Raw genomic sequence first — 26,758 nt, forward strand, 5'->3', positions numbered from 1 at the left:
GTTAATAAATGAAAGTATTAGTGATTGGTAACGGCGGGCGCGAACACGCGCTGGCCTGGAAAGCCTCGCAGTCGCCGCTGGTTCGCACAGTCTTTGTGGCACCGGGTAACGCAGGCACCGCTCTGGAACCGGCTTTACAGAACGTCGCTATCAGCGCAACGGACATTCCTGCCCTGCTGAGCTTTGCCCAGAGCGAAAAAATCGATCTGACAATTGTTGGCCCGGAAGCGCCGCTGGTCATCGGCATTGTTGACGCGTTCCGCGCGGCTGGCCTGAAGATCTTTGGTCCAACCCAGGGCGCCGCACAGCTCGAGGGCTCTAAAGCCTTTACCAAGGATTTCCTGGCTCGCCACAAGATCCCAACCGCCGAATACCAGAACTTCACCGAAGTGGAACCCGCGCTGGCCTACGTCCGTGAAAAAGGCGCGCCGATTGTCATTAAGGCCGACGGGCTGGCCGCAGGCAAAGGCGTGATTGTCGCCATGACCCTCGAAGAAGCTGAAGCTGCCGTTAACAATATGCTGGCGGGCAATGCTTTCGGGGATGCCGGTCACCGCATCGTGGTGGAAGAGTTCCTCGACGGCGAAGAAGCCAGCTTCATCGTGATGGTAGACGGTGAGAACGTGCTGCCTATGGCCACCAGCCAGGACCATAAACGCGTGGGTAAGGGTGATACGGGGCCAAACACTGGCGGAATGGGCGCTTACTCCCCGGCTCCGGTTGTGACGGATGAAGTTCACCAGCGCGCCATGGACCTGGTCATCTGGCCAACCGTGCGCGGCATGGCATCCGAAGGTAATACTTATACCGGCTTCCTGTATGCGGGCCTGATGATTGATAAGCAGGGCAATCCAAAGGTCATCGAATTCAACTGCCGTTTTGGCGATCCGGAAACCCAGCCAATCATGCTGCGCCTGCAGTCCGATCTGGTTGAGCTGTGCCTCGCGGCCTGCGACGGCAAGCTTAATGAAACGACCTCAAAGTGGGATGAGCGTCCGTCTCTGGGCGTGGTGATGGCAGCAGGTGGTTATCCGGCGGATTACCGTACGGGGGATGTGATCCACGGCTTGCCGCTGGAGGAAGTGGCGGATGGTAAAGTCTTCCATGCGGGAACTAAGCTGCGTGAAGACGATATGGTGACCACCAGCGGCGGTCGCGTGCTTTGCGTAACGGCGCTGGGCGATACCGTAGCTCTGGCGCAGAAGCGCGCTTACGAACTGATGAAGGATATCCACTGGGACGGCAGCTTCAGCCGCTCGGATATTGGCTATCGTGCCATTGAACGTGAGAACGCGAAATAGAGTCTGATGTGGCGATGTCTGCCTGTTGTGTCGGATGACGCTTACGCTTATCCGACCTACAAAGACTGTGCCAGATGATAGTTGCGCTTATCTGACCTACAAAGTCCCCAAAACAAAGACCGCCCGAGAGGCGGTTTTTTTAATGGTCAGAAATCACCGGGCTTAGGCTGCCATGAGCAGAAGTCCTGGTTGGCCACCAGCAGCAGCTGAGAGCCTTCCGGTGCCTCCAGCCAGGCAATGCTGACTTCCAGCGATGAATGGCTCTGTCGGCGCGCTATGTGGCTGAGTGAGGGGGCATCCAGCCTTGGCCTGAAGGTTTCCCCTTCGCAGGTGGTCACCGTGCCGTCGCGGTGCCAGCGCCCCTGCCGCAATACCACCTTCCCGATACGCAGCGCCTCGCTGGTCGCTTTCATGCGGGTGGCGCGATACTGGTATAGCGCTATCTGTTCGTTAGAGAGTTGCTGCTTATGCCCGTTCACCTCGCGCTGCATAAAGCTCAGCTCGCCATGATCGTCAAAACGCACTTTGATATGTTCGGGTTTTTCACCCTGGACGTTCTGTTCGATAAAGACCAGCTCGTCGTCCTGCCAGCGGTATTCGCTGGTCGTGGTTGCACGGCTGCGATGAGGACTCAGGGCCGTAAGCATGTGCACGGAGCCATCGTTATTGTCTTGTCGCCAGATACGCATCACGCCCTGATCGGCTACATAGCCGCTGGCGGTGAACGGCGGGAGTTTATTACTGCTACATGCCGTGAGCAGCAGCGCGCCCGTCAGCGCGGCCAGAGGGCGCCAGACAGACAAAAGGGGCGTAAACGCCCCTCTGCTAAAACTGTTCACTGACACGCGCTTATGACTTAACCGCGTCTTTCAGTGCTTTGCCAGAAACAAATGCCGGCACGTTAGCTGCGGCGATTTTGATTTCTTTACCGGTCTGTGGGTTGCGGCCAGTGCGCTCAGCACGGTGGTTTACTTTGAAAGTACCGAAACCAACCAGTTGTACAGCGTCGCCTTCTTTCAGAGACTCAGTAATTGCAGCCAGAGTGGATTCCAGAGCAGCTTTAGCCTGTACTTTAGACAGGTCAGCCTTGTCAGCAATTACATCAATCAGTTGAGTCTTGTTCATAAGTTATCCTTACAATGTGTTTATCGCTTGCTAAGCATCGAGTGCGACGAAAATGCCAGAAAAGCACTCTCCTGCATACACGCACCGATAGCCACTTTTTTTCGCCCCACAAATGTAGACCAGACGGGGGGCTAATTGGAAGCCTTCAGGGGCCACAATTCGGACTGTACATCACGTTTTGTTGTCTTACTGCTGCAAATTTATACCGATATTGCTGACGTTGGCCTCACGGAGGTCAGCACGCAGGCCTTTGATAAGCTCGATATCGCGTTCTTCGCAGTCTGCCAGCAGGCGGAAAATCTCCCACTGGATGTCCCATTCCTCTTCTACCTGCGGGTTAGCTCGCAGCTCTTCGTCGGTCATTTCCCGACCAGCATGGGTCATTTCCAGCATCGCCACGGTGGTAATTGAGGACTTGCTGACTTCAATTGCGTGCTCCAGGGTTTCCCCGGAAAGACGAGAGTGAAGAAGCTCGCTCAGCGCCACGCAGGCATCGATTGCCGGATAGATACCGTAGATATCATAGTCATCAGCAGAGGGAATCGCTTCCTCGAGTTTCTCGAGCTGGCTGTCAAAGTTCACTTTGGCATCTTTTACGGTCAGCGTTTCCCAGATGAGATCGAGAATACGACGGTAAAGCTGCGCGTCGCCAAAGCCGGTCTGCTGGCAAAACATGGCGTAGTTCGGGTACATACGCTCGCACAAAGAAGCCATAAAAGTGACGTGCTGCCAGCTTTCGAGCTTCTCCATGCGCAGATGAATTGGGTTTTGTAACATTACGAAGTCTCAAAGACGGGAAATTAGCGGCAGTTTACCCTAATCACCCCTGAATTGCTTGCCACCGCGCGAACGCAGGACGTCCGGACGCAACGGCATCTGCCCAGCGTGTAGGCTCCGGTAAACGGTAGCCTGCCATACAGCGCTGAACCCATAATAAAGCAGTATCCGTGCTTACCCGATGCCCGGTGGCAACGAATAGCGGGTTACAGCGCTTTTTACTTCGCCACACCCAGCCGAGCTGTTCACCTTTGTCGATAAGCGGCTGCTGTTCACCGACGTCCTCGCCCAGCGGTTCGAACCGGCCACACAGGCGCTTTTTCGCGACGCCAATGGTTGGCACGTCCACCAGCAGGCCAAAATGGCTGGCTACGCCAAGACGACGAGGATGCGAAATGCCGTGCCCGTCGACAAAGAGCAGGTCGGGCCTGCGGGAAAGCATTTCCCAGGCCGCCAGCAGCGCAGGGTATTCGCGGAATGACAGGAAGCCTGGGATGTAGGGCATGGTAGTGGCGATACGCGCCACCTGATGCTCAACCAGCTCGAGAGAAGGATATTTCAGCAATACGATAGCCGCGCGGGTCACCTCCCCGCCCTGCTCAAATCCAACGTCCGCTCCGGCGATGTACTGCGGAGGATCCACCTCAAGGCGATCTTCGCGGATCACCTGAGAAGCCAGTTCGATCTGTTGTTTACGTAATGCTGCGAGATCCATTCTCCCTCCCAATATTTACTTATGATACGGCGCCGACAGACGGTGTACCGCTTCGACGAAAGCTCCTGCGTGTTCAGGCGGCACATCCTGATGGATGCCGTGGCCGAGGTTAAAGACGTGGCCTTCACCCTGGCCGAAACCTGCCAGTATAGTCGCGACTTCTTCTTCGATACGTGCCGGTGGCGCATAAAGCATGGACGGGTCCATGTTGCCCTGCAGCGCAACCTTATGGCCTACGCGACGGCGCGCTTCGGCAATATCCATCGTCCAGTCCAGGCCCAGCGCGTCACAGCCCGTCTCCGCCATTGCTTCCAGCCACTGCCCGCCGCCTTTGGTAAACAGGGTAACCGGCACGCGATGACCTTCGTTTTCACGCAGCAGGCCATCAACGATTTTATGCATGTAGTAGAGGGAGAACTGCTGATAGTCGCGGCCTGTGAGCACGCCGCCCCAAGTATCGAAAATCATCACCGACTGCGCGCCCGCTTTGATCTGCGCATTAAGATAGAGGGTGACGCTCTGCGCGAGCTTATCGAGCAGCAGGTGTAGCGACTGCGGATCCGCATACATCATCTTTTTAATGACGGTAAAGGCTTTGCTGCTGCCGCCTTCGACCATATAGGTCGCCAGCGTCCACGGGCTGCCGGAGAAGCCAATCAGCGGCACTTCGCCTTTCAGCTCACGGCGGATGGTCCGCACCGCGTTCATCACGTAGCCCAGCTCGTCTTCCGGATCGGGAACCGGCAGTTTTTCAACGTCGGCACGGCTGGTAACCGGCGAGCGAAAGCGTGGCCCTTCCCCTGCTTCGAAATAGAGGCCTAAGCCCATCGCGTCAGGGATGGTGAGGATGTCAGAGAAGAGGATCGCCGCATCAAGCGCATAGCGGCGCAGAGGCTGCAGAGTGACTTCACAGGCCAGCTCGGCGTTTTTGCACAGCGACATGAAATCGCCGGCCTGCGCGCGAGTAGCCTTGTACTCCGGCAGGTAACGCCCCGCCTGTCTCATCATCCATACCGGCGTGATATCCACGGGTTGACGCTGCAGGGCGCGAAGGTAACGATCGTTCTTCAGTTCAGTCATTTTTGCATTTCCTTTGGCTGTATCCCGGCAGTTTATCATTCATACTCGGCGCGACACAGGGCAACGGTGTCTTCAATCAGGCGGCGCGCCACGGTGCCCGCCGCCGGGATCAGCGGCAGCCGATCGTAGCGATACCACTGGGCATCGATCAGCTCTTTAGGATCGATTTGAATGTCGCCGCTGTGATAGTCCGCCATAAAAGCGGTCATTAGCGACTGCGGGAAAGGCCAGGGCTGAGAGGTGACATAGCGCAGATTCTTCACGCGAATGCCGCTCTCTTCCATCACTTCACGCGCCACGGTCTGCTCAAGGGTTTCACCGACTTCGACAAACCCGGCCAGCACGGTATATACGCCGCCGCGATGGCGGGTGTGTTGGGCCAGCAGAATATGATCGTCACGCCGAATCGCGACAATAATGCAGGGGGCAATCTGCGGGTAATAACGCTCGCGGCAGTTGCTGCAGAGCATCGCCCATTCGCTTCTGCTGGTGTGCATCTCATGCCCGCAGTAGCCGCAGAACTTGTGGGAACGATAGAATTCAGCGAGCTGCACCCCTCGCCCGGCCAGCTGAAACAGGCCAGCATCCTGGTCGATTATCTGCCGCACCGAGCCCATGTCCTGACGACGATTTTGCAAAACCAGCCAGACGGGTTCACCTTCCCACTCGCCAATCTGACGGCCTTCTGTGCCATCCAACTGATAATCCGTTGCGGTCCCGTGAGGAAGCTCGCCTTTTGGCAGCCACAGTTTTTGTTCATGGCTGACAATAAACCAGCCATGATCTAACTTTTCAATTACACGTTCCATAACCTGGTGCACATCCCCCTGGACACTGGTATAAACAATAGTCGTTACACTTTTTGGGTACGTTTGCGTTCAATTCTTTACTCTAAATAATTCAAGTTGTAGGTAGGCGGCAAGGGAGCTTATCCCGATGAGCTTACTTGAGTAAGTGATTCGGGTAAGTGAGTGCAGCCAACACCCCTACAGCTTGTAATATGACGAGTAAATAACTCACGGAGTCAATCATGCTTAACCAGTTAGAAAGTCTGACTGAGCGCGTTGGTGGTAGTAATGAGTTAGTCGACCAATGGCTGTATGCCCGCAAACATCTGTTAGTGGCGTATTACAACATGGTCGGTATCAAGCCTAACAAGGAATCTCATTCTGCGCTTAATGAAAAGGCACTGGATGCATTTTGCCACAATCTTGTGGATTACCTGTCCGCCGGGCATTTCAATATTTATGAGCGCATTATCGATGAAATGGAAGGCACCAGCCCACTTTTAGCAGCCACGCAGATCTACCCGCAGTTGGAGGCCAACACCCAGCAGATCATGGCGTTCTACGATACCAATCTGGAAAACGCCATTGACGATGACAACTGCATTGAGTTCCAGCAGGCGCTGTCCGGCATTGGTGAGGCGCTGGAAGCCCGCTTCTCTCTGGAAGATAAGCTGATTGAGCTGGCCTTTGATAATAATCTGCATAGCAGTGCTAACGATGTCGATGGCCTTGCACGCCCGGCTTGAGATTTGCGCTGTTAACGAGTAATTTACAACCCGATCCGTAGCAATACGGGTTTCTTCTTGTCGGAGTGCCGAGTGCGTGAGCACCGGCTGAGACCGTTAATTCGGGATCCGCGGAACCTGATCAGGTTAATACCTGCGAAGGGAACAAGAGTAATTCTGCTTTTGGGCTGTCCCACGCGGCTAACCCATATCCATTACTCCATCCGTCGTTCTGACAAGCCACTCCTGAAAAAACTGGAATGAGCTATGTCTGCATCTGAAAAAAAACCAACCCGTCGCGAACAGCGCGCTGCCGCCCAGCATTTTATCCATACGCTGGAGGGAACTGCTTTCCCCGCGTCAAAACGTATTTATCTGACCGGCTCAAGGGATGATATTCGCGTGCCGATGCGTGAAATTCAGCTCAGCCCGACGATGACGGGCGCCAGCAAAGATAATCCGCAGTACGAGCCGAATGACGCGGTACCGGTTTACGACACTTCCGGCCCCTACGGCGATCCGGACATTACCATCGACGTGTTACGGGGCCTTTCGCCCCTGCGCAGCGGCTGGATTGCAGAGCGTGGCGACAGCGAAGCCCTGACCGTTCGCAGTTCCGCCTGGACTAAAGAGCGCCTGGCGGACGACGGACTGGATGACCTGCGCTTCGAAACTCGTCTGACTCCCCGCCGCGCCAAAAGCGGCAAATGCGTGACCCAGCTGCATTACGCCCGCCAGGGTAGGGTGACACCGGAAATGGAGTTTATCGCCGTGCGCGAGAACATGGGCCGCGAGCGTATTCGCGATGCCGTTCTGCGCCACCAGCATCCGGGCGAAGGTTTTGGCGCAAGCCTGCCGGAAAACATCACCCCTGAATTTGTACGTGACGAAGTTGCCGCTGGCCGCGCGATTATTCCCGCCAATATCAACCATCCTGAATCCGAACCGATGATTATTGGGCGCAACTTCCTCGTGAAGGTCAACGCCAATATCGGCAACTCGGCGGTAACCTCTTCCATCGAAGAAGAAGTGGAGAAACTAGTCTGGTCAACCCGCTGGGGAGCGGACACGGTAATGGACCTGTCCACCGGACGTTATATCCACGAAACGCGTGAATGGATCCTGCGAAACAGCCCGGTGCCGATTGGCACGGTGCCTGTTTATCAGGCACTTGAGAAAGTAAACGGTATCGCGGAAGACCTCACCTGGGAGATGTTCCGCGACACGCTGCTGGAGCAGGCGGAGCAAGGCGTGGACTACTTCACCATTCATGCGGGCGTACTGCTGCGCTATGTGCCGATGACCGCTAAACGCCTGACCGGCATCGTTTCACGCGGCGGGTCGATTATGGCGAAATGGTGCCTGTCGCATCATCAAGAAAATTTCCTCTATGAGCATTTCCGCGAGATCTGCGAAATCTGCGCCGCCTACGACGTTTCCCTGTCGCTGGGCGACGGCCTGCGTCCCGGCTCCATTCAGGATGCCAACGACGAAGCGCAGTTTGCCGAGCTGCACACCCTGGGCGAGCTGACCAAAATCGCCTGGGAGTATGACATTCAGGTGATGATTGAAGGGCCGGGGCACGTGCCGATGCAGATGATCCGCCGCAACATGACGGAGGAGCTGGAGCACTGCCACGAAGCGCCCTTTTATACTCTCGGGCCGCTAACTACCGACATCGCACCGGGATATGACCATTTCACCTCCGGCATTGGTGCTGCGATGATCGGCTGGTTTGGCTGCGCGATGCTCTGCTACGTGACGCCGAAAGAGCATCTCGGACTGCCAAATAAAGAGGACGTTAAGCAGGGGCTTATCACGTATAAAATTGCGGCCCACGCCGCAGACCTGGCAAAAGGGCATCCCGGCGCGCAAATCCGCGATAACGCCATGTCCAAAGCCCGCTTTGAATTCCGCTGGGAAGACCAGTTCAACCTGGCGCTGGATCCGTTTACCGCCCGCGCCTGGCACGACGAAACGCTGCCGCATGAGTCCGGCAAGGTCGCCCATTTCTGCTCGATGTGCGGGCCAAAGTTCTGCTCCATGAAAATCTCCCAGGAAGTGCGTGATTTTGCCGCTAAGCAGGCCGTTGAGTCCGGTATGGAAGAAATGTCGCAATCCTTCCGGGCTAAGGGCGGCGAAATCTATCTGCGTCAGGAGGAAGCATGACGGTAAAAACTGCTTTTCCTGCCGTTCCGCAGCGTCTGGGCCTTTATCCGGTAGTAGACAGCGTGGAGTGGATTGCTCGCCTGCTGGAGGCGGGCGTCCGCACGATCCAACTGCGAATCAAAGACAAAAGCGACGAAGAAGTTGAGGCCGACGTAAAAGCGGCCATCATCCTTGGGCGGCGTTATGAAGCACGGCTGTTTATCAACGATTACTGGCCGCTTGCCATTAAGCACCATGCGTACGGTGTGCATCTGGGTCAGGAAGATCTGGACGTGGCGAACCTGGATGCCATTCGCGACGCGGGCCTGCGGCTGGGGCTGTCCACCCATGACAATATGGAAATGGATCGCGCGCTGGCCGCCCGCCCCTCTTACATTGCGCTGGGCCATGTGTTTCCTACCAGTACCAAGCAAATGCCCTCAGCGCCACAAGGGCTGGCGCAGCTGGCGGCTCACGTTAAAACGCTGGGGGAATACCCGACGGTGGCAATCGGCGGCATCAGCATCGACCGGGTGCCTGCGGTACTCGCCACGGGCGTAGGAAGCGTTGCCGTGGTCAGCGCGATAACCCAGGCGCAGGACTGGCGCGCGGCGACGGCTCATCTGCTTGAACTGGTGGGGGCTGGCGATGAATGACGCGGATTTCATGCGCTACGGCCGCCAGCTGCTGCTGGAAGATATTGCGCTCAAGGGGCAGCAGAAGCTGCTCGCCAGCCGGGTTCTGATTGTTGGCTTAGGCGGGCTGGGCTCCCCGGCGGCTCTTTATCTGGCCGCTGCCGGTGTAGGCACACTGATTCTTGCTGACGATGATAAGGTGCATATCAGCAATCTTCAGCGGCAGATTTTGTTCACCTCACAGGATCTCGGCCAGCCGAAATCACAGGTTGCCCGTCGTCATCTCCAGCGTCTTAACCCGGACATCGAGCTAAAGGCTATCGGCGAGCGCCTGGCTGGGGAATCGCTGATGCATGCCGTTGAGGACGCCGATCTGGTACTGGACTGCAGCGACAACATGGCAACACGCCAGGCAATTAACGCGGCCTGCGTCGCACAAAGCACACCGCTTATCTCCGCCAGCGCCGTTGGTTTCGGCGGCCAGCTGATAGTGCTGACGCCGCCGTGGGATAACGGCTGCTATCGCTGCGTCTGGCCTGATGAAAGCGAGCCTGAGCGCAACTGCCGCACCGCAGGCATCATCGGCCCGGTTGTCGGGGTCATGGGAACTTTGCAGGCGCTGGAGGCTATCAAACTGCTCGCCGGCATGGTCCCAGCCTGCGGATCTTTACGTCTGTTTGATGCTCGGCAGCACAGCTGGCGAACGCTGGCGATGCAAAAGTCGGCTCTGTGCCCGGTATGCGGAGGGACGAATGCGCATCTTCCTCAATGACGAAAGCGTGCCGTGCGTCAATAACCTGACGCTGACGGCCCTGCTGGAACAGCTCCGCATGCTGAAGCCGGGAACCGCAGCGGCTGTCAATCAAACGATCGTCCCTCGAGAGCAATGGGAACAACATTTGCTGCAAGATGGCGACCAGATCCTGCTTTTTCAGGCGATTGCCGGAGGTTGAAATGCTACAGATTGCTGATAAATCCTTTTCCTCACATCTTTTTACCGGCACCGGGAAGTTCTCTTCTGCCGACGTGATGATTGAGGCGATCCGCGCCTCTGGCTCGCAGCTGGTGACCATGGCGATGAAGCGGGTCGATTTACGAAACCCCAACGACGCTATTCTTGCCCCGCTGCTTGCGGCTGGCGTTCAGCTGCTGCCCAATACCTCCGGTGCGAAAACGGCCGACGAGGCGATATTTGCCGCGCGGCTTGCACGCGAAGCACTCGGCACGAACTGGGTGAAGCTGGAAATCCATCCTGATGCCCGCTACCTGCTGCCCGACCCGATCGAAACCCTGAAAGCCGCCGAGGCCCTGGTGAAGCAGGGTTTTGTCGTGCTGCCGTACTGCGGCGCAGATCCGGTTTTGTGCAAAAGGCTGGAAGAAGCAGGTTGTGCTGCCGTGATGCCGCTGGGCGCGCCAATCGGCTCGAATCAGGGGCTGCAAACCCGCGCGCTGCTGAAAATCATCATCGAACAGGCAACCGTGCCGGTGGTGGTCGACGCGGGGATTGGCGCGCCAAGCCATGCCGCCGAAGCGCTGGAACTGGGCGCTGATGCGGTGCTGGTGAATACGGCGATTGCCGTAGCAAGCGATCCCGTCCGAATGGCGCAGGCTTTTAGGCTGGCGGTTGAAGCAGGCGTTCTGGCAGCCCGTTCTGGTATGGGCCCCCGCCACCAGCAGGCCCAGGCATCCAGCCCGCTGACGCAGTTTCTGCAGTTCAGCCAGGAAGGGGCATAGTGATGGCGACCTTCACCGACCGCTGGCGGGAGCTGGACTGGGATGACATTACTCTGCGTATCAACGGTAAAACGGCGGCGGACGTGGAGCGGGCGCTGGGTGCGGACAGGATAACTCGGGACGATCTTATGGCCCTGCTCTCCCCAGCGGCCAGCCCGTATCTCGAACCGCTTGCTCAGCAGGCGCAAAGACTTACCCGCCAGCGCTTTGGCAATACGGTGAGCTTTTACGTCCCGCTGTATTTGTCAAACCTGTGCGCTAACGACTGCACCTACTGCGGGTTTTCGATGAGCAACAGGATCAGGCGAAAAACGCTGGACGCGACCGAGATTGAAAGAGAGTGTGCCGCCATCCGTAAGCTGGGGTTTGAGCATTTGCTGCTGGTGACGGGGGAACAAGAGACGAAAGTGGGAATGGACTATTTTCGTCGACATATTCCGGCTATTCGCAGCCGCTTCAGCTCGCTGCAAATGGAAGTACAGCCGCTGGATGAGCATGAGTACGCGGAGCTGAAAACGCTCGGTCTGGATGGGGTGATGGTCTATCAGGAAACCTATCATCAGGCAGTTTATGCTCAGCATCATCTGCGCGGGAACAAGCAGGATTTTTTCTGGCGACTGGAAACGCCGGATCGTCTTGGCCGGGCCGGGATAGACAAAATCGGTCTTGGGGCGCTGACGGGGCTGTCTGACAGCTGGCGAACCGACTGTTTTATGGTGGCGGAGCATCTCTTATGGCTTCAACAGTATTACTGGCAGAGCCGCTATTCCGTCTCGTTCCCGAGGTTGCGGCCCTGCGAGGGTGGCGTTGAACCGGCTTCGGTGATGAACGAAAGCCAGCTGGTACAGGTGATTTGCGCTTTCCGACTGCTGGCCCCCGATGTAGAGCTGTCGCTGTCCACGCGGGAGTCCCCGTGGTTCCGGGACCATATGATCCCGCTGGCGATTAATAACGTCAGCGCGTTTTCTAAAACCCAGCCCGGAGGTTATGCAGACAATCACCCTGAACTGGAGCAGTTCGCCCCGCACGATGGAAGAACCCCACAGGAAGTCGCCGCGGCGTTAACCCGTTCAGGTTTGCAACCCGTATGGAAGGACTGGGACAAGTATCTGGGAAGAGCCTCGCAGTAAAAGTGCAACGTTGCAGATGAGATAAAAAAGTTCCAGAGCGGCGCCGAAGCACGGGAAACCCCGCGTTGCCGCTCTGCTTTCCTTAAAATATGGTCTCCCCGTCGGACGCTATGCCCGACCGGGGCGGCAATACCCCCTTCTCCTTGCCGCCCCGCCTTCCCGCTTCAAAGGCAGCAGCGTCATGAAGGTGAAACGAAAATGTAACCGGTTTCAGTCTTTCGTCGATTCTTTTGTGATACCTGACACACAATCATGTTAAAGCGGTTGTTGGCGAGGCTTCCACGGATAATTATCTGTCTATCCAACGGACATTGAGAGCAGATTATGAAGAATATCGTTTTGTGTTGTGCTGCAGGTATGTCTACCAGCATTCTGGTCCAGCGAATGAAAGACGCAGCGGCGAAGAAGGGTATCGAAGTCAACATCAAGGCTGTGCCTGTCGCAGAATTCAAAGACAATATTGATACCGCAGATATTGTGCTTCTCGGTCCACAGGTTAAATACGAGCACGCCAAACTGCAGGCCATTGCTGAACCGATGGGTAAAACGGTTGCCGTCATCGACATGATGGACTACGGCATGATGAAAGGCGACGTGGTGCTGGATAAAGCTTTGAAGATGATGGAGTGATAAAGACGTGGAAGATTTAGAATCGATTATTATGGAGCTGCTGGTCCATGCCGGTAGCGCGCGTAGCCAGGCGCTGACCGCTTTACAACAGGCTCGCAAAGGCGATTTCGAAGCCGCCGAGCAGGCAATGGAAGAATCACGAGAGTATGTAAAACACGCCCATAAAATCCAGACCCAGCTAATCGGTATGGATGAAGGCACCGGTAAACTGCCCGTTAACCTGATCACCGTGCATTCCCAGGACCACCTGATGAACGCCATGGTAATCCAGGACTTAGCCGGAGACATGATCGAACTTTATCGTCGTATCCCGCTGGTTAAATAATTCAGCTTCCTGAATTTCAGACATAAAAAAACCGCTCTTTCGAGCGGTTTTTGTTTTTTAGCGTCGCTGACGATTACTCGTCGTTGCCACCGAGGTTACCTGCATTCAGCAGTTCTGCAAGGCTTGCAGAAGCATCTTCAGCAGTCACCTGAGGTACAACAGGCACTTCGCCCGCAGCACGACGGCGCATACGATCCTGGTGGTACGCATAGCCTGTACCTGCCGGGATCAAACGACCCACGATAACGTTCTCTTTCAGGCCGCGCAGTTCGTCACGTTTACCCGCAACGGCTGCTTCGGTAAGCACACGAGTGGTCTCCTGGAACGATGCCGCGGAGATGAAGGACTCGGTTGCCAGAGAGGCTTTGGTGATACCCAGCAGGTCACGTGCGAAGGACACGTTGATTTTGCCGTTCGCTTCCAGTTCGCGGTTAGCGATCTTGACGCGAGAGTATTCAGCCTGCTCACCTTCCAGGAAGTCGGAGCTGCCTGCGTTAACGATGGTTGCTTTACGCAGCATCTGACGCACGATGACTTCGATGTGTTTATCGTTAATCTTAACGCCCTGCAGACGGTAAACGTCCTGCACTTCGTTAGTGATGTAACGCGTCACAGCATAGACGCCACGCAGACGCAGAATGTCATGCGGAGATTCTGGACCATCGGAGACCACGTCACCGCGCTCTACGCGTTCACCTTCGAACACGTTCAGCTGGCGCCACTTCGGAATCATCTCTTCGTAAGCATCGCTGCCGTCTAACGGAGAGATAACCAGACGGCGTTTGCCCTTGGTTTCTTTACCGAACGAGATGATCCCGCTGATTTCAGCAAGGATAGCAGGCTCTTTCGGACGACGTGCTTCGAACAGGTCAGCAACGCGTGGCAGACCACCGGTGATGTCCTTGGTACCGCTGGATTCCTGAGGAATACGCGCCAGGGCGTCACCAGAGTGAATCTGAGTGCCATCTTCCAGCTGAACAATCGCTTTACCCGGCAGGAAGTACTGAGCTGGCATATCTGTACCAGGGATCAGAACGTCGTTGCCCTGAGCATCAACAATTTTCAGTGCCGGACGCAGATCTTTACCACCCGCGGTACGTTCTGCAGAATCCAGAACAACCAGAGATGACAGACCTGTCAGTTCGTCGGTCTGACGTGTAATGGTCTGGCCGTCGATCATGTCAGTAAAGCGGATGAAACCACTTACTTCAGAAACGACTGGCATGGTGTGTGGATCCCAGTTTGCTACGGTTTCGCCCGCTGCAATCTGCTCGCCATCACCTTTCGCCATTACCGCACCGTAAGGAACTTTATAGCTCTCTTTGGTACGACCGAATTCGTCAATCAGCTTCAGTTCGGTGTTACGTGAAGTCACTACCAGTTTACCGGTAGAGTTCACAACGGACTTAGCGTTGCTGAGCTTGATGCTACCCTTGTTCTTAACCTGAATGCTGGATTCAGCCGCAGAACGAGATGCCGCACCGCCGATGTGGAACGTACGCATCGTCAGCTGTGTACCAGGTTCACCGATGGACTGTGCCGCGATAACCCCGATAGCTTCACCTTTGTTGATGATGTGACCACGTGCCAGGTCGCGACCATAGCAGTGTGCACAAACGCCAAAGTCAGTTTCGCAACCTACTACGGAACGTACTTTTACGCTGTCAACAGAGTTAGCTTCTAACAGGTCACACCATTGCTCGTTGAGCAGGGTGTTACGCGTTACCAGGATGTCTGCGGTGCCAGGCTTGAGCACGTCTTCAGCCGTTACACGACCCAGAACGCGATCGCGCAGCGGTTCTTTAACGTCGCCACCTTCGATAACCGGAGTCATCAGGATGCCTTCGTGAGTACCACAGTCATCTTCGGTCACAACCAGATCCTGCGCGACGTCAACCAGACGACGAGTCAGATAACCGGAGTTTGCCGTTTTCAGTGCGGTATCCGCCAGACCTTTACGAGCACCGTGCGTGGAGATGAAGTACTGGAGTACGTTCAGACCTTCACGGAAGTTCGCGGTGATTGGCGTCTCGATGATGGAACCATCTGGTTTCGCCATCAGACCACGCATACCTGCCAGCTGACGAATCTGTGCTGCAGAACCACGCGCACCGGAGTCGGCCATCATGTAGATGCTGTTGAAGGAAACCTGCTGCTCTTCTACGCCGTCACGGTTAATAACGGTTTCAGTTTGCAGGTTGTCCATCATCGCTTTGGATACACGATCGTTCGCCGCAGCCCAGATATCGATAACTTTGTTGTAACGCTCGCCCGCGGTAACCAGACCAGACTGGAACTGTTCCTGAATCTCAGCAACTTCTGCTTCGGCTTCAGAAATGATCTCAGTTTTCTTCTCTGGGATGACCATGTCATCAATACCAACAGATGCACCTGAACGCGCTGCGTAAGCAAAGCCGGTATACATTGTCTGGTCAGCGAAGATAACGGTCGGCTTCAGACCCAGGATGCGGTAACAGGTGTTCAGCATCTTGGAGATCGCTTTCTTGCCCAGCGCCTGGTTGACGATGGAGAAAGGCAGACCTTTCGGTACAATCATCCACAGAATCGCACGACCAACGGTGGTGTCGATAATGCTGGTTTTCGCAACGAACTCGCCGCTTGCATCTTTTTCATACTCGGTGATACGCACTTTTACACGCGCATGCAGAGAGGCCAGGCCAGCGCGGTAAATACGCTCAGCTTCTTTAGGGCCAGTCAGCACCATGCCTTCGCCTTTGGCGTTAACACAGTCACGGGTCATGTAGTAGAGACCCAATACAACGTCCTGAGAAGGAACGATGATTGGCTCGCCGTTCGCAGGTGACAGGATGTTGTTGGTAGACATCATCAGCGCACGCGCTTCCAGCTGAGCTTCAAGCGTCAGCGGAACGTGTACTGCCATCTGGTCACCATCGAAGTCGGCGTTATAGGCCGCACAGACCAGCGGGTGCAGCTGAATAGCTTTACCTTCGATCAGTACTGGCTCAAATGCCTGGATACCCAAACGGTGCAGGGTTGGTGCACGGTTCAGCAGTACCGGGTGTTCGCGGATAACTTCGTCCAGGATATCCCAGACTACCGCTTCTTCGCGCTCAACCATTTTCTTCGCAGCTTTAATGGTGGTAGCAAGACCACGCAGTTCCAGCTTGCCGTAGATGAACGGTTTGAACAGCTCCAGGGCCATTTTCTTCGGCAGACCGCACTGATGCAGACGCAGGTATGGACCTACGGTGATAACAGAACGACCGGAGTAGTCAACACGTTTACCCAGCAGGTTCTGACGGAAACGACCCTGCTTACCTTTGATCATATCGGCCAAAGATTTCAGAGGACGTTTGTTAGAACCGGTGATCGCACGACCGCGACGGCCGTTATCCAGCAGCGCATCTACCGCTTCCTGCAGCATACGTTTTTCGTTACGTACGATGATGTCAGGCGCAGCCAGATCCAGCAGGCGTTTTAGACGGTTGTTACGGTTAATGACGCGACGATACAGATCGTTCAGGTCAGAAGTTGCGAAACGACCACCATCCAGCGGTACCAGCGGGCGCAGGTCTGGCGGCAGAACCGGCAGAACCGTCAGGATCATCCACTCTGGCTTGTTGCCAGACTGAACGAACGCTTCCAGCAGCTTGATACGCTTGGTCAGCTTTTTACGCTTGGTTTCGGAGTTGGTTTCGTTCAGCTCTTCGCGCAGTGTTTCGCACTCTTGCTCCAGATCCATACTCTTCAGCAGGGCCTGAATAGCCTCCGCACCCATCTTCGCGTCGAATTCGTCACCGAACTCTTCCAGCGCATCCAGGTACTGCTCTTCAGTCAGGATCTGACGACGCTCGAGGTTGGTCATCCCGCCTTCGATCACAACATAAGATTCGAAGTACAGTACGCGCTCGATATCACGCAGCGGCATATCTAACAGCAGGCCGATACGAGATGGCAGAGATTTCAGGAACCAAATGTGCGCAGTTGGGGAAGCCAGTTCGATGTGGCCCATACGCTCACGGCGTACTTTAGTCTGGGTCACTTCAACGCCGCACTTCTCACAAATCACGCCACGGTGTTTCAGGCGCTTGTACTTACCACACAGGCACTCATAGTCTTTTACTGGCCCGAAAATACGGGCACAGAACAGACCGTCACGTTCTGGTTTGAACGTACGGTAGTTAATGGTTTCCGGCTTTTTAACTTCGCCGAACGACCATGAACGGATCATGTCTGGCGATGCCAGAGCAATTTTGATCGCATCAAACTCTTCGGTCTTAGTTTGCGCTTTCAGAAACTTAAGTAAGTCTTTCACGGATTAGCTCCCGTCGGAGTGAGACTTCTCAGAGACGTCCGGTGTGACCCGGACATCCTGTAACCAGTACAGCAGATGCGAGTAATTACTCGTCTTCCAGCTCGATGTTGATACCCAGCGAACGGATCTCTTTCAACAGTACGTTGAAGGATTCCGGCATGCCTGGTTCCATCTGATGATTACCGTCTACGATGTTCTTATACATCTTAGTACGGCCGTTCACGTCATCAGACTTAACAGTCAGCATTTCCTGCAGGGTATATGCAGCACCGTATGCTTCCAGTGCCCACACTTCCATCTCACCGAAGCGCTGACCACCGAACTGAGCCTTACCACCCAGCGGCTGCTGAGTAACCAGGCTGTAAGAACCGGTAGAACGCGCGTGCATTTTGTCATCAACCAGGTGGTTCAGTTTCAGCATGTACATGTAACCTACGGTTACCTGACGCTCAAACTGCTCACCTGTACGGCCGTCGAACAGGGTAATCTGACCAGAAGATGGCAGACCGCCAAGTTGCAGCAGCTCTTTGATTTCTGACTCTTTAGCACCGTCGAAGACCGGGGTCGCGATCGGCATGCCTTTTTTCAGGTTTTCAGCCAGGCGCAGAACTTCATCGTCGGTGAAGGTATTCAGATCAACCTTCTGACGAACGTCTGTACCCAGGTCATACGCTTTCTGGATGAATTCGCGCAGCTTGGCAACTTCTTCCTGCTTCTTAAGCATGGCGTTGATTTTCTCGCCGATGCCCTTCGCAGCCATGCCCAGGTGGGTCTCCAGAATCTGACCGATGTTCATACGAGATGGTACGCCCAGCGGGTTCAGTACGATGTCAACCGGCGTGCCGTGTTCATCGTAAGGCATATCTTCGATCGGGTTGATCTTGGAGATAACACCTTTGTTCCCGTGACGACCTGCCATCTTGTCACCAGGCTGAATCTGACGTTTAACGGCCAGATACACTTTCACGATTTTCAGCACGCCAGGTGCCAGGTCATCGCCCTGAGTGATTTTGCGGCGCTTAGCTTCAAGTTTCTTCTCAAACTCGTGCTTCAGCTCGTCGTACTGCTCCGCCAGCTGTTCCAGCTGGTTTTGCTTCTCTTCGTCAGTCAGACCCAGTTCCAGCCAGCGATCACGTGGCAGCTTGTCGAGCTTCTCAGCTTCAACGCCGCCAGCAACCAGTACCGCATGGATACGGGCAAACAAGCCAGCTTCAAAGATCTGCAGTTCTTCAGTCAGGTCTTTCTTCGCCTGCTTCAGCTGCATCTCTTCGATTTCCAGCGCGCGCTTGTCTTTTTCCACGCCATCGCGGGTAAAGACCTGCACATCGATTACGGTACCGGAAACGCCGTTTGGTACGCGCAGAGAAGAGTCTTTAACGTCAGACGCTTTCTCACCGAAGATGGCACGCAGCAGCTTCTCTTCTGGGGTCAGTTGGGTTTCACCTTTCGGCGTTACCTTACCAACCAGAATGTCGCCACCGGTCACTTCAGCACCGATATAAACGATACCGGATTCATCCAGCTTGGAGAGCGCTGCTTCACCCACGTTAGGGATATCGGCGGTGATCTCTTCTGGCCCCAGCTTGGTGTCACGAGACACACATGCCAGTTCCTGGATGTGAATAGTAGTGAAACGATCTTCCTGAACAACACGCTCTGAGACGAGGATGGAGTCTTCGAAGTTGTAACCGTTCCACGGCATGAACGCTACGCGCATGTTCTGGCCAAGCGCCAGTTCACCGAGGTCAGTAGACGGACCGTCTGCCAACACGTCGCCGCGTTCAATGGGTTCGCCCAGAGACACACACGGCATCTGGTTGATGCAGGTGTTCTGGTTAGAACGGGTGTACTTAGTCAGGTTGTAGATGTCGATACCCGCTTCGCCGGCATGCATCTCGTCTTCGTTAACTTTGATAACGATACGGGAAGCATCTACGTACTGAACGGTACCGCCACGTTTGGCTACGGCGGTAACACCGGAGTCAACGGCTACAGCACGTTCCATACCGGTACCAACCAGCGGCTTATCAGCACGCAGAGTAGGAACCGCCTGACGTTGCATGTTTGCACCCATCAATGCACGGTTGGCGTCATCGTGTTCCAGGAACGGGATCAGGGATGCACCGACGGAAACCACCTGCTGGGTGGAAACGTCCATGTAGTCAACCTGGTCGTTGCTGAACAAGCTTGATTCGCCTTTGCTACGGCAGGTAACCAGGTCGTCTACGAAACGGCCTTCTTCGTCCAGGTTGGTGTTCGCCTGAGCGATAACATAGTTACCTTCTTCGATAGCAGACAGATAATGAATTTCGTCTGTTACCACGCCATCAACTACGCGACGATACGGGGTTTCTAAGAAGCCGTATTCGTTGGTCTGTGCATAAACAGACAGGGAGTTGATCAGACCGATGTTCGGGCCTTCTGGCGTTTCGATTGGACATACACGACCGTAGTGGGTTGGGTGTACGTCACGTACTTCGAAGCCTGCACGCTCACGGGTCAAACCGCCCGGGCCGAGTGCAGAGATACGACGCTTGTGCGTGATCTCAGACAGCGGGTTGTTCTGGTCCATAAACTGAGACAGCTGGCTGGAACCGAAGAACTCTTTCACTGCCGCAGAGATTGGCTTGGCGTTGATCATATCCTGAGGCATCAGGGTATCCAGATCGCCCAGGGACAGACGCTCTTTCACCGCACGCTCAACACGCACCAGGCCAACGCGGAATTGGTTTTCCGCCATTTCGCCTACGGAACGGATACGACGGTTGCCGAGGTGGTCGATATCATCGACTTCGCCCTGGCCGTTACGGATACCGATAAGCTTACGCATCACTTCGATGATGTCGTCTTTGCTCAGGATGCCTGAACCTTCGATTTCATCACGCAGCAGAGAACGGTTGAACTTCATACGACCAACTGCGGACAGATCGTAGCGGTCTTCGGAGAAGAACAGGTTCTCGAACAGGCTTTCAGCCGCTTCGCGAGTTGGTGGCTCACCCGGACGCATCATGCGGTAGATCTCAACCAGCGCGCTTAAGCGATCGTTGGTTGGGTCGACGCGTACGGTCTCAGAGATGTACGGGCCGTGATCCAGGTCGTTGGTGAACAGCGTTTCGATACGCTTGTGACCAGACTGGCTCAGCTTGGCCAGCAGATCCAATGACAGCTCCATGTTCGCCGCGCAAATCAGCTCGCCGGTAGAAGTATCAACGTAGTCTTTAGCCGCGACTTTGCCAGCAATGTACTCAACCGGAACTTCGATAAGCTTGATATCGTCTTTTTCCAGCTGACGAATATGGCGCGCGGTGATGCGGCGGCCTTTTTCGACATAGATCTTGCCGTCAGCTTCGATATCAAATGATGCGGTCTCGCCACGCAGGCGCTCCGGAATCAGTTCCATCTGCAGCTTGTTGTCGCGGATTTCGAAATTAACTTTCTCAAAGAACAGGTCAAGGATCTGCTCAGTGGTAAAGTTCAGCGCGCGCAGAATGATGGTCGCAGGCAGTTTGCGGCGACGGTCAATACGCACGAACAGGTTGTCTTTCGGGTCGAATTCGAAATCCAGCCAGGAACCACGGTAAGGGATGATACGTGCGTTATACAGCACCTTCCCTGAAGAGTGGGTTTTACCCTTGTCACTATCAAAGAATACGCCCGGGCTACGGTGCAGCTGAGAAACGATGACGCGCTCAGTACCGTTGATAACGAACGTACCGTTGTCAGTCATGAGTGGAATTTCACCCATGTAGACTTCTTGTTCTTTGATGTCTTTTACGGTGCCTTCTGGCGCTTCACGCTCGTAGATCACCAGACGCAGTTTTACACGCAGCGGAGCAGAATACGTCACGCCACGGATCTGACACTCTTTGACATCGAAAACTGGTTCGCCAAGACGATAGCTGACGTACTGCAGTTCCGAATTGCCGCTGTAGCTCTGGATTGGGAACACGGAACGGAAAGCTGCTTCCAGACCGTACTGCCCTTCAGGATCTTGCTCGATAAACTTCTGGAACGAGTCAAGCTGGATAGAAAGGAGATAAGGAATGTCCAGAACTTGTGGACGCTTTCCAAAATCCTTACGAATACGTTTTTTCTCGGTATAGGAGTAAACCATAGGGTTCCTCAGCTCGCTGACAAGTCGACCCATCTGCCCGACGGAGGGACAGTTTGTGCAACACTATTTTGTGGACCGGAAAGTGGAACACATTCCGCAATACCTGTTTCTATCACTCTTAAACCATTTCGCTACGCTTTACTCCGGAACTCCCGGCGTAGAAAGTCGCAGTATATTAAGTCGTCGATAGAGACAAGCATTGAAAGGTAACCAGCAGCCAAACAGTGTGAAACGCGACTGGTACCCTACAGCGCAAAAAGGCTGGTGACTAAAAAGTCACCAGCCATCAGCCTAATTGCTTAGGCTGCAACCGGAAAGGTTGGCTTATTTAACTTCAACTTCTGCGCCAGCTTCTTCCAGAGCTTTCTTCAGAGCTTCAGCGTCATCTTTGCTGATGCCTTCTTTGATTGCACCAGTAGCTTCTACCAGGTCTTTAGCTTCTTTCAGACCCAAGCCAGTTGCGCCACGTACTGCTTTGATAACAGCAACTTTGTTAGCACCAGCGCCTTTCAGAATAACGTCGAACTCAGTTTTTTCTTCAGCAGCTTCAGCTGGGCCTGCAGCAACAGCTACAGCAGCAGCAGCGGAAACACCGAATTTTTCTTCCATTGCAGAAATCAGTTCAACAACGTCCATTACGGACATAGCGGATACTGCTTCAATGATTTGATCTTTAGTGATAGACATAACAATTGTTCCTGAAAATCAGAATTAGTTTATACGTAAGCAAATGCGTTAGAAAAGAAAGTGCAATTAAGCAGCTTCTTTCTGATCGCGTACAGCAGCCAGAGTGCGAACCAGTTTGCCTGCAGAGGCTTCTTTCATGGTTGCCATCAGGCGTGCGATTGCTTCTTCGTAAGTTGGCAGAGTTGCCAGGCGATCGATCTGGGCCGCCGGGATCAGCTCACCTTCAAAGGCTGCAGCTTTAACTTCGAATTTTGCATTCGCTTTCGCGAAATCTTTGAACAGACGAGCAGCAGCGCCCGGGTGTTCCATAGAGTATGCAATCAAAGTTGGACCAACAAACGTGTCTTTCAGGCATTCAAACTGAGTACCTTCAACGACGCGGCGCAGCAGGGTGTTACGAACAACACGCATGTAAACGCCAGCTTCACGACCTGCTTTACGCAGTTCAGTCATTTTATCTACGGTAACGCCACGGGAATCCGCAACAACCGCAGACAGCGCGCCTTTGGCTACTTCGCTGACTTCAGCAACAATCGCTTGTTTGTCTTGAAGATTTAAAGCCATTAGCTTTGCTCCTGGATATTAGCCGGGGTAACCCCCGGAACTCACTTCACTCATCACCAAAACGATAATGAGCGTCGACATACGGTGAGCAGAAACAAGCCAAAGACTATCCAAAAATATTCTTCAGGTTCTGTCACCGTCTACGCAGGAAATTAAGCCTCTTGCGAGACGCCTGCGGTCTTGGACGGAGGCCTGGATAAGGCCAGGCTCCAACCGAAAATTCTGTGTGCCCTGCAAGCAAGGCAACGGGCGTAAGATTTTAGACTAATCTCACACCCGCGTAAAGCAGCGATTTTTAGTTCGCTACCGCGTTCAGACCAGACTGGTCGATCGCAACACCTGCACCCATAGTGGTGGACAGGCTAACTTTCTTAATGAAAACGCCTTTCGCCTGAGAAGGTTTCGCTTTTTTCAGCGCAACCAGCAGGGATTCCAGGTTTTCTTTCAGTTTGTCAGCGTCAAAGTCCACTTTACCGATGGTAGTGTGAATGATGCCGTTTTTGTCGTTACGGTAACGAACCTGACCAGCTTTAGCGTTCTTAACAGCTTCAGCAACGTTAGGGGTTACAGTACCAACTTTCGGGTTAGGCATCAGGCCACGTGGACCCAGAACCTGGCCCAGCTGGCCAACAACGCGCATTGCATCAGGAGATGCGATAACAACGTCGAAGTTCATTTCGCCTTTTTTGATCTGGTCAGCCAGATCTTCCATACCTACCAGCTCTGCGCCTGCAGCTTTAGCAGCTTCAGCGTTAGGGCCCTGGGCAAATACGGCTACGCGAACGGAACGCCCAGTACCGTGCGGCAGTACAGTTGCACCACGTACGTTCTGGTCAGATTTACGAGCGTCGATGCCGAGGTTCACAGCAACGTCAACGCTTTCTACGAATTTAGCAGTGGCCAGCTCTTTGAGCAGAGCAACGGCTTCGTTGATGTCGTACTGTTTGGTCGCATCAACTTTGTCACGGATCACGCGCATGCGCTTGGTCAGTTTAGCCATTTCTTAATCCTCCACTACCAGGCCCATGGAACGAGCAGTACCTTCGATGGAGCGAGTCATCGCTTCAACGTCAGAACCAGTCATGTCCGCAGCTTTGGTTTCTGCGATTTCACGCACCTGAGCACGGGTCACTTTACCCACTTTGTCTTTGTTCGGCTTACCGGAACCAGACTTGATGCCAGCAGCTTTCTTCAGCAGAACAGCAGCCGGTGGGGTTTTAGTAACGAAAGTGAAAGAACGGTCAGCGTAAACGGTAATAACAACCGGAATTGGCAGGCCTTTCTCGATGGAATCAGTTTTTGCGTTGAACGCTTTACAGAATTCCATGATGTTAACACCCTGCTGACCCAGTGCTGGACCAACCGGTGGACTTGGGTTCGCCATACCAGCTGCAACCTGCAGCTTGACGTAGGCTTGTACTTTCTTAGCCATCTAAATTTCCTCTAGTGGGTTATAACGCCTCGATGAGGCTCCCCGTGAATAAATCGTTCTATGTGTACAGGACACATAAAAACAAAAGGCGCGAAATTGTAAGCCAATCTCGCGCCCTGTGCAACGATTAATCGCTGCTTTTACAACCTGGTTATTACGCCTTTTCGACCTGGGCAAAATCCAGTTCGACCGGAGTAGCACGACCGAAGATAGATACAGAAACCTTCAGGCGGCTCTTTTCGTAATCTACTTCTTCCACTACACCGTTAAAGTCAGCAAATGGACCATCGCTAACACGGACCATCTCACCCGGTTCGAATAGCGTTTTAGGACGCGGCTTATCACCAACCTGCTGCAGGCGGTTCATAATCGCATCAACTTCTTTATCGCTTATCGGTGCCGGACGGTCAGACGTGCCGCCAATGAAACCCATAACGCGTGGAACGCTGCGCACTAAGTGCCAGCTCGCGTCGTTCATAACCATCTGGACCAGCACGTAGCCCGGGAAGAATTTACGTTCGCTTTTGCGACGCTGGCCGCCACGAATTTCGACCACTTCTTCGGTCGGAACCATGACTTCGCCAAACAGCTCTTCCATGTTATGCAATTTGATGTGCTCGCGCAGCGAAGTCGCTACACGGCCTTCAAAACCGGAAAACGCCTGAACGACGTACCAACGCTTTTTAGGGGCTTCAGACATCTCAGAACCTCAGGCCAGTAATAAAAGAAACCAGACGGACTAAAATACCGTCCAGGCCCCACAAAATCAGTGACATTACAGCAGTTACTGCCGCCACGATTAAGGTGGTATGCAATGTTTCCTGGCGAGTCGGCCAAATCACTTTACGTACTTCGGTTCTCGCTTCACGAGCGAAGGCTACAGTTGCTTTGCCTTTCGTCGTCAACAGCGCAACACCGCCCGCTGCAGCAATCATAATAACCACTGCCAGGGCACGCAGAGGCAAGGTCACATCACGATAAATGTAGTTGCCCACGATTGCTAAAATCAGCAGAACGGCAACAACCAGCCATTTCATCGTTTCCAGGCCGCGCCCGCTTCCGTGAGCTTCGGTATTCGCACTCATAAACCAACCTGTCACAATAAATCAGACAAACATTTTTGCCCCGCAGGCGCGAGGCAAACCAAACCGAATTGCTCTTTACAGGCGCTACTCGGTATCAGCGCCATCTTCAGAGCCTGTCTCAGCAATGATTATGAGTAAAAAATCACTGATGAGCCAGGTTCTGGGTCGAGAGCGTACAAAAAGGGCATCAAATGATGCCCTTTTCTTGCGCATTGCGTCAAATGTTATCAGCGATTAAGCGATAACTTTAGCAACAACGCCAGCACCAACAGTACGGCCGCCTTCACGGATTGCGAAACGCAGACCGTCGTCCATCGCGATTGGGTGGATCAGGGTAACAACCATTTTGATGTTGTCGCCCGGCATAACCATCTCTACGCCTTCTGGCAGTTCGATGGTACCCGTCACGTCAGTTGTACGGAAATAGAACTGTGGACGGTAGCCTTTGAAGAACGGAGTATGACGGCCGCCTTCGTCTTTGGACAGGATATAAACTTCAGATTCGAACTGAGTGTGCGGCTTGATAGAGCCTGGCTTAGCCAGTACCTGACCACGTTCGATTTCTTCACGTTTGATACCACGCAGCAGAACACCAACGTTCTCACCAGCACGGCCTTCGTCCAGCAATTTGCGGAACATTTCAACGCCGGTACAGGTAGACTTAGCAGTCTCTTTGATACCAACGATTTCAACTTCTTCGCCAACTTTAACGATACCGCGCTCTACACGACCGGTAACAACAGTACCACGGCCGGAGATGGAGAATACGTCTTCGATAGGCAGCAGGAATGGCTTGTCGATAGCACGCTCTGGCTCTGGGATGTAAGAATCCAGGTAGCCTGCCAGTTCAACAATCTTCGCTTCCCACTCTGCTTCGCCTTCCAGCGCTTTCAGAGCAGAACCACGTACGATAGGCGTATCGTCACCCGGGAAGTCGTACTGGGACAGAAGTTCACGAACTTCCATTTCTACCAGTTCCAGCAGCTCTTCATCATCAACCATGTCGCACTTGTTCAGGAACACGATGATGAATGGAACGCCAACCTGACGACCCAGCAGGATGTGCTCACGGGTCTGAGGCATTGGGCCGTCAGTCGCAGCAACAACCAAGATAGCGCCGTCCATCTGAGCAGCACCGGTGATCATGTTCTTAACGTAGTCGGCGTGCCCTGGGCAGTCAACGTGCGCGTAGTGGCGAGTCGGGGTGTCATATTCAACGTGGGAAGTGTTGATGGTGATACCACGAGCTTTTTCTTCTGGTGCGTTATCGATCTGGTCGAATGCACGAGCAGAACCACCGAAGGTTTTAGCCAGAACGGTAGTGATTGCAGCGGTCAGCGTTGTTTTACCATGGTCAACGTGGCCGATAGTACCGACGTTAACGTGCGGTTTTGTACGTTCAAACTTTTCTTTAGACATCGATTGTCCCTCTAAGACACGGATAAATCGGTGGTATCACCACATCA

General features: G+C 54.1%; 25 protein-coding genes and 1 riboswitch. Of the genes, 10 read left to right on the forward strand and 15 right to left on the reverse strand.

Annotation, left to right across the window (positions count from 1 at the left end):
* Positions 1 to 8: 8 nt before the first annotated feature.
* Positions 9 to 1,301, forward strand: a complete 1,293-nt coding sequence (gene purD / locus ACA108_20800; GenBank protein ID XEX95728.1) for a phosphoribosylamine--glycine ligase — start codon at positions 9 to 11, stop codon at positions 1,299 to 1,301.
* 146 nt (positions 1,302 to 1,447) lie between these two features.
* Here purD and ACA108_20805 read toward each other — a convergent pair whose 3' ends face one another.
* The 6 genes from ACA108_20805 to nudC form a co-directional block, all read right to left on the reverse strand.
* Positions 1,448 to 2,140, reverse strand: coding sequence for a DUF1481 domain-containing protein (locus ACA108_20805; protein ID XEX95729.1), 693 nt, complete (start codon positions 2,138 to 2,140; stop codon positions 1,448 to 1,450).
* 10 nt (positions 2,141 to 2,150) lie between these two features.
* Positions 2,151 to 2,426 (reverse strand): nucleoid-associated protein HU-alpha, encoded by a 276-nt coding sequence (gene hupA, locus ACA108_20810; GenBank protein ID XEX95730.1) that lies wholly within the window; start codon positions 2,424 to 2,426, stop codon positions 2,151 to 2,153.
* A gap of 186 nt (positions 2,427 to 2,612) precedes the next feature.
* Positions 2,613 to 3,203, reverse strand: coding sequence for a YjaG family protein (locus ACA108_20815; protein ID XEX95731.1), 591 nt, complete (start codon positions 3,201 to 3,203; stop codon positions 2,613 to 2,615).
* A 43-nt stretch (positions 3,204 to 3,246) separates the two neighbouring features.
* Positions 3,247 to 3,918 carry a deoxyribonuclease V gene (gene nfi / locus ACA108_20820; GenBank protein XEX95732.1) on the reverse strand — a complete coding sequence of 224 codons (672 nt, stop codon included), beginning with the start codon at positions 3,916 to 3,918 and terminating at the stop codon, positions 3,247 to 3,249.
* Between the two features lie 15 nt (positions 3,919 to 3,933).
* The gene (gene hemE / locus ACA108_20825) at positions 3,934 to 4,998 is read right to left on the reverse strand and encodes a uroporphyrinogen decarboxylase (GenBank protein ID XEX95733.1); all 1,065 of its coding nucleotides are present in this window, start codon (positions 4,996 to 4,998) and stop codon (positions 3,934 to 3,936) included.
* Positions 4,999 to 5,033: 35 nt separating this feature from the next.
* On the reverse strand, positions 5,034 to 5,807 hold the full coding sequence (gene nudC / locus ACA108_20830; GenBank protein XEX95734.1) for an NAD(+) diphosphatase: 774 nt from the start codon (positions 5,805 to 5,807) through the stop codon (positions 5,034 to 5,036).
* Between the two features lie 221 nt (positions 5,808 to 6,028).
* Here nudC and rsd point away from each other — a divergent pair, with 221 nt between their 5' ends.
* The 9 genes from rsd to ACA108_20875 all read left to right on the forward strand — a co-directional run bounded on the left by rsd (position 6,029) and on the right by ACA108_20875 (position 13,113).
* Complete coding sequence (gene rsd, locus ACA108_20835; protein ID XEX95735.1) at positions 6,029 to 6,532, forward strand: sigma D regulator; 504 nt, start codon at positions 6,029 to 6,031, stop codon at positions 6,530 to 6,532.
* Between the two features lie 51 nt (positions 6,533 to 6,583).
* Positions 6,584 to 6,693: riboswitch (TPP riboswitch) on the forward strand.
* Positions 6,694 to 6,778: 85 nt separating this feature from the next.
* Positions 6,779 to 8,680, forward strand: coding sequence for a phosphomethylpyrimidine synthase ThiC (gene thiC / locus ACA108_20840; protein ID XEX95736.1), 1,902 nt, complete (start codon positions 6,779 to 6,781; stop codon positions 8,678 to 8,680).
* A complete protein-coding gene (gene thiE, locus ACA108_20845; GenBank protein ID XEX95737.1) occupies positions 8,677 to 9,315 on the forward strand; it encodes a thiamine phosphate synthase in 639 nt (212 codons plus the stop codon). Before thiC ends, thiE begins: the two co-directional genes overlap by 4 nt.
* Positions 9,308 to 10,066, forward strand: coding sequence for a ThiF family adenylyltransferase (locus tag ACA108_20850; GenBank protein ID XEX95738.1), 759 nt, complete (start codon positions 9,308 to 9,310; stop codon positions 10,064 to 10,066). Before thiE ends, ACA108_20850 begins: the two co-directional genes overlap by 8 nt.
* Positions 10,047 to 10,247: a sulfur carrier protein ThiS gene (thiS, locus tag ACA108_20855; protein XEX95739.1), complete on the forward strand. Its 201-nt coding sequence runs from the start codon at positions 10,047 to 10,049 to the stop codon at positions 10,245 to 10,247. Before ACA108_20850 ends, thiS begins: the two co-directional genes overlap by 20 nt.
* Position 10,248: 1 nt before the next feature.
* A complete protein-coding gene (gene thiG / locus ACA108_20860; protein ID XEX95740.1) occupies positions 10,249 to 11,028 on the forward strand; it encodes a thiazole synthase in 780 nt (259 codons plus the stop codon).
* Positions 11,029 to 11,030: 2 nt separating this feature from the next.
* Entirely contained in the window at positions 11,031 to 12,158 is a 1,128-nt protein-coding gene (gene thiH, locus ACA108_20865) for a 2-iminoacetate synthase ThiH (GenBank protein XEX95741.1), read from the forward strand.
* 324 nt (positions 12,159 to 12,482) lie between these two features.
* Entirely contained in the window at positions 12,483 to 12,788 is a 306-nt protein-coding gene (locus ACA108_20870; GenBank protein XEX95742.1) for a PTS sugar transporter subunit IIB, read from the forward strand.
* A gap of 7 nt (positions 12,789 to 12,795) precedes the next feature.
* The gene (locus tag ACA108_20875; GenBank protein ID XEX95743.1) at positions 12,796 to 13,113 is read left to right on the forward strand and encodes a PTS lactose/cellobiose transporter subunit IIA; all 318 of its coding nucleotides are present in this window, start codon (positions 12,796 to 12,798) and stop codon (positions 13,111 to 13,113) included.
* A gap of 73 nt (positions 13,114 to 13,186) precedes the next feature.
* Here ACA108_20875 and rpoC read toward each other — a convergent pair whose 3' ends face one another.
* The 9 genes from rpoC to tuf form a co-directional block, all read right to left on the reverse strand.
* A complete protein-coding gene (rpoC, locus tag ACA108_20880) occupies positions 13,187 to 17,410 on the reverse strand; it encodes a DNA-directed RNA polymerase subunit beta' (protein ID XEX95744.1) in 4,224 nt (1,407 codons plus the stop codon).
* 85 nt (positions 17,411 to 17,495) lie between these two features.
* Entirely contained in the window at positions 17,496 to 21,524 is a 4,029-nt protein-coding gene (gene rpoB, locus ACA108_20885) for a DNA-directed RNA polymerase subunit beta (protein XEX95745.1), read from the reverse strand.
* Between the two features lie 324 nt (positions 21,525 to 21,848).
* Positions 21,849 to 22,211: a 50S ribosomal protein L7/L12 gene (rplL, locus tag ACA108_20890; protein XEX95746.1), complete on the reverse strand. Its 363-nt coding sequence runs from the start codon at positions 22,209 to 22,211 to the stop codon at positions 21,849 to 21,851.
* 66 nt (positions 22,212 to 22,277) lie between these two features.
* Complete coding sequence (gene rplJ / locus ACA108_20895) at positions 22,278 to 22,775, reverse strand: 50S ribosomal protein L10 (GenBank protein ID XEX95747.1); 498 nt, start codon at positions 22,773 to 22,775, stop codon at positions 22,278 to 22,280.
* A 295-nt stretch (positions 22,776 to 23,070) separates the two neighbouring features.
* Positions 23,071 to 23,775, reverse strand: a complete 705-nt coding sequence (rplA, locus tag ACA108_20900; protein ID XEX95748.1) for a 50S ribosomal protein L1 — start codon at positions 23,773 to 23,775, stop codon at positions 23,071 to 23,073.
* Positions 23,776 to 23,778: 3 nt separating this feature from the next.
* Positions 23,779 to 24,207 carry a 50S ribosomal protein L11 gene (rplK, locus tag ACA108_20905; protein ID XEX95749.1) on the reverse strand — a complete coding sequence of 143 codons (429 nt, stop codon included), beginning with the start codon at positions 24,205 to 24,207 and terminating at the stop codon, positions 23,779 to 23,781.
* Positions 24,208 to 24,361: 154 nt separating this feature from the next.
* Positions 24,362 to 24,907: a transcription termination/antitermination protein NusG gene (gene nusG / locus ACA108_20910; protein ID XEX95750.1), complete on the reverse strand. Its 546-nt coding sequence runs from the start codon at positions 24,905 to 24,907 to the stop codon at positions 24,362 to 24,364.
* 1 nt (position 24,908) lies between these two features.
* Positions 24,909 to 25,292: a preprotein translocase subunit SecE gene (gene secE / locus ACA108_20915; protein ID XEX95751.1), complete on the reverse strand. Its 384-nt coding sequence runs from the start codon at positions 25,290 to 25,292 to the stop codon at positions 24,909 to 24,911.
* A 234-nt stretch (positions 25,293 to 25,526) separates the two neighbouring features.
* Positions 25,527 to 26,711: an elongation factor Tu gene (gene tuf / locus ACA108_20920; protein XEX95752.1), complete on the reverse strand. Its 1,185-nt coding sequence runs from the start codon at positions 26,709 to 26,711 to the stop codon at positions 25,527 to 25,529.
* Positions 26,712 to 26,758 lie beyond the last annotated feature (47 nt).

The sequence above is a fragment of the Dryocola sp. LX212 genome, assembly GCA_041504365.1.
Lineage (GTDB): Bacteria > Pseudomonadota > Gammaproteobacteria > Enterobacterales > Enterobacteriaceae > Dryocola.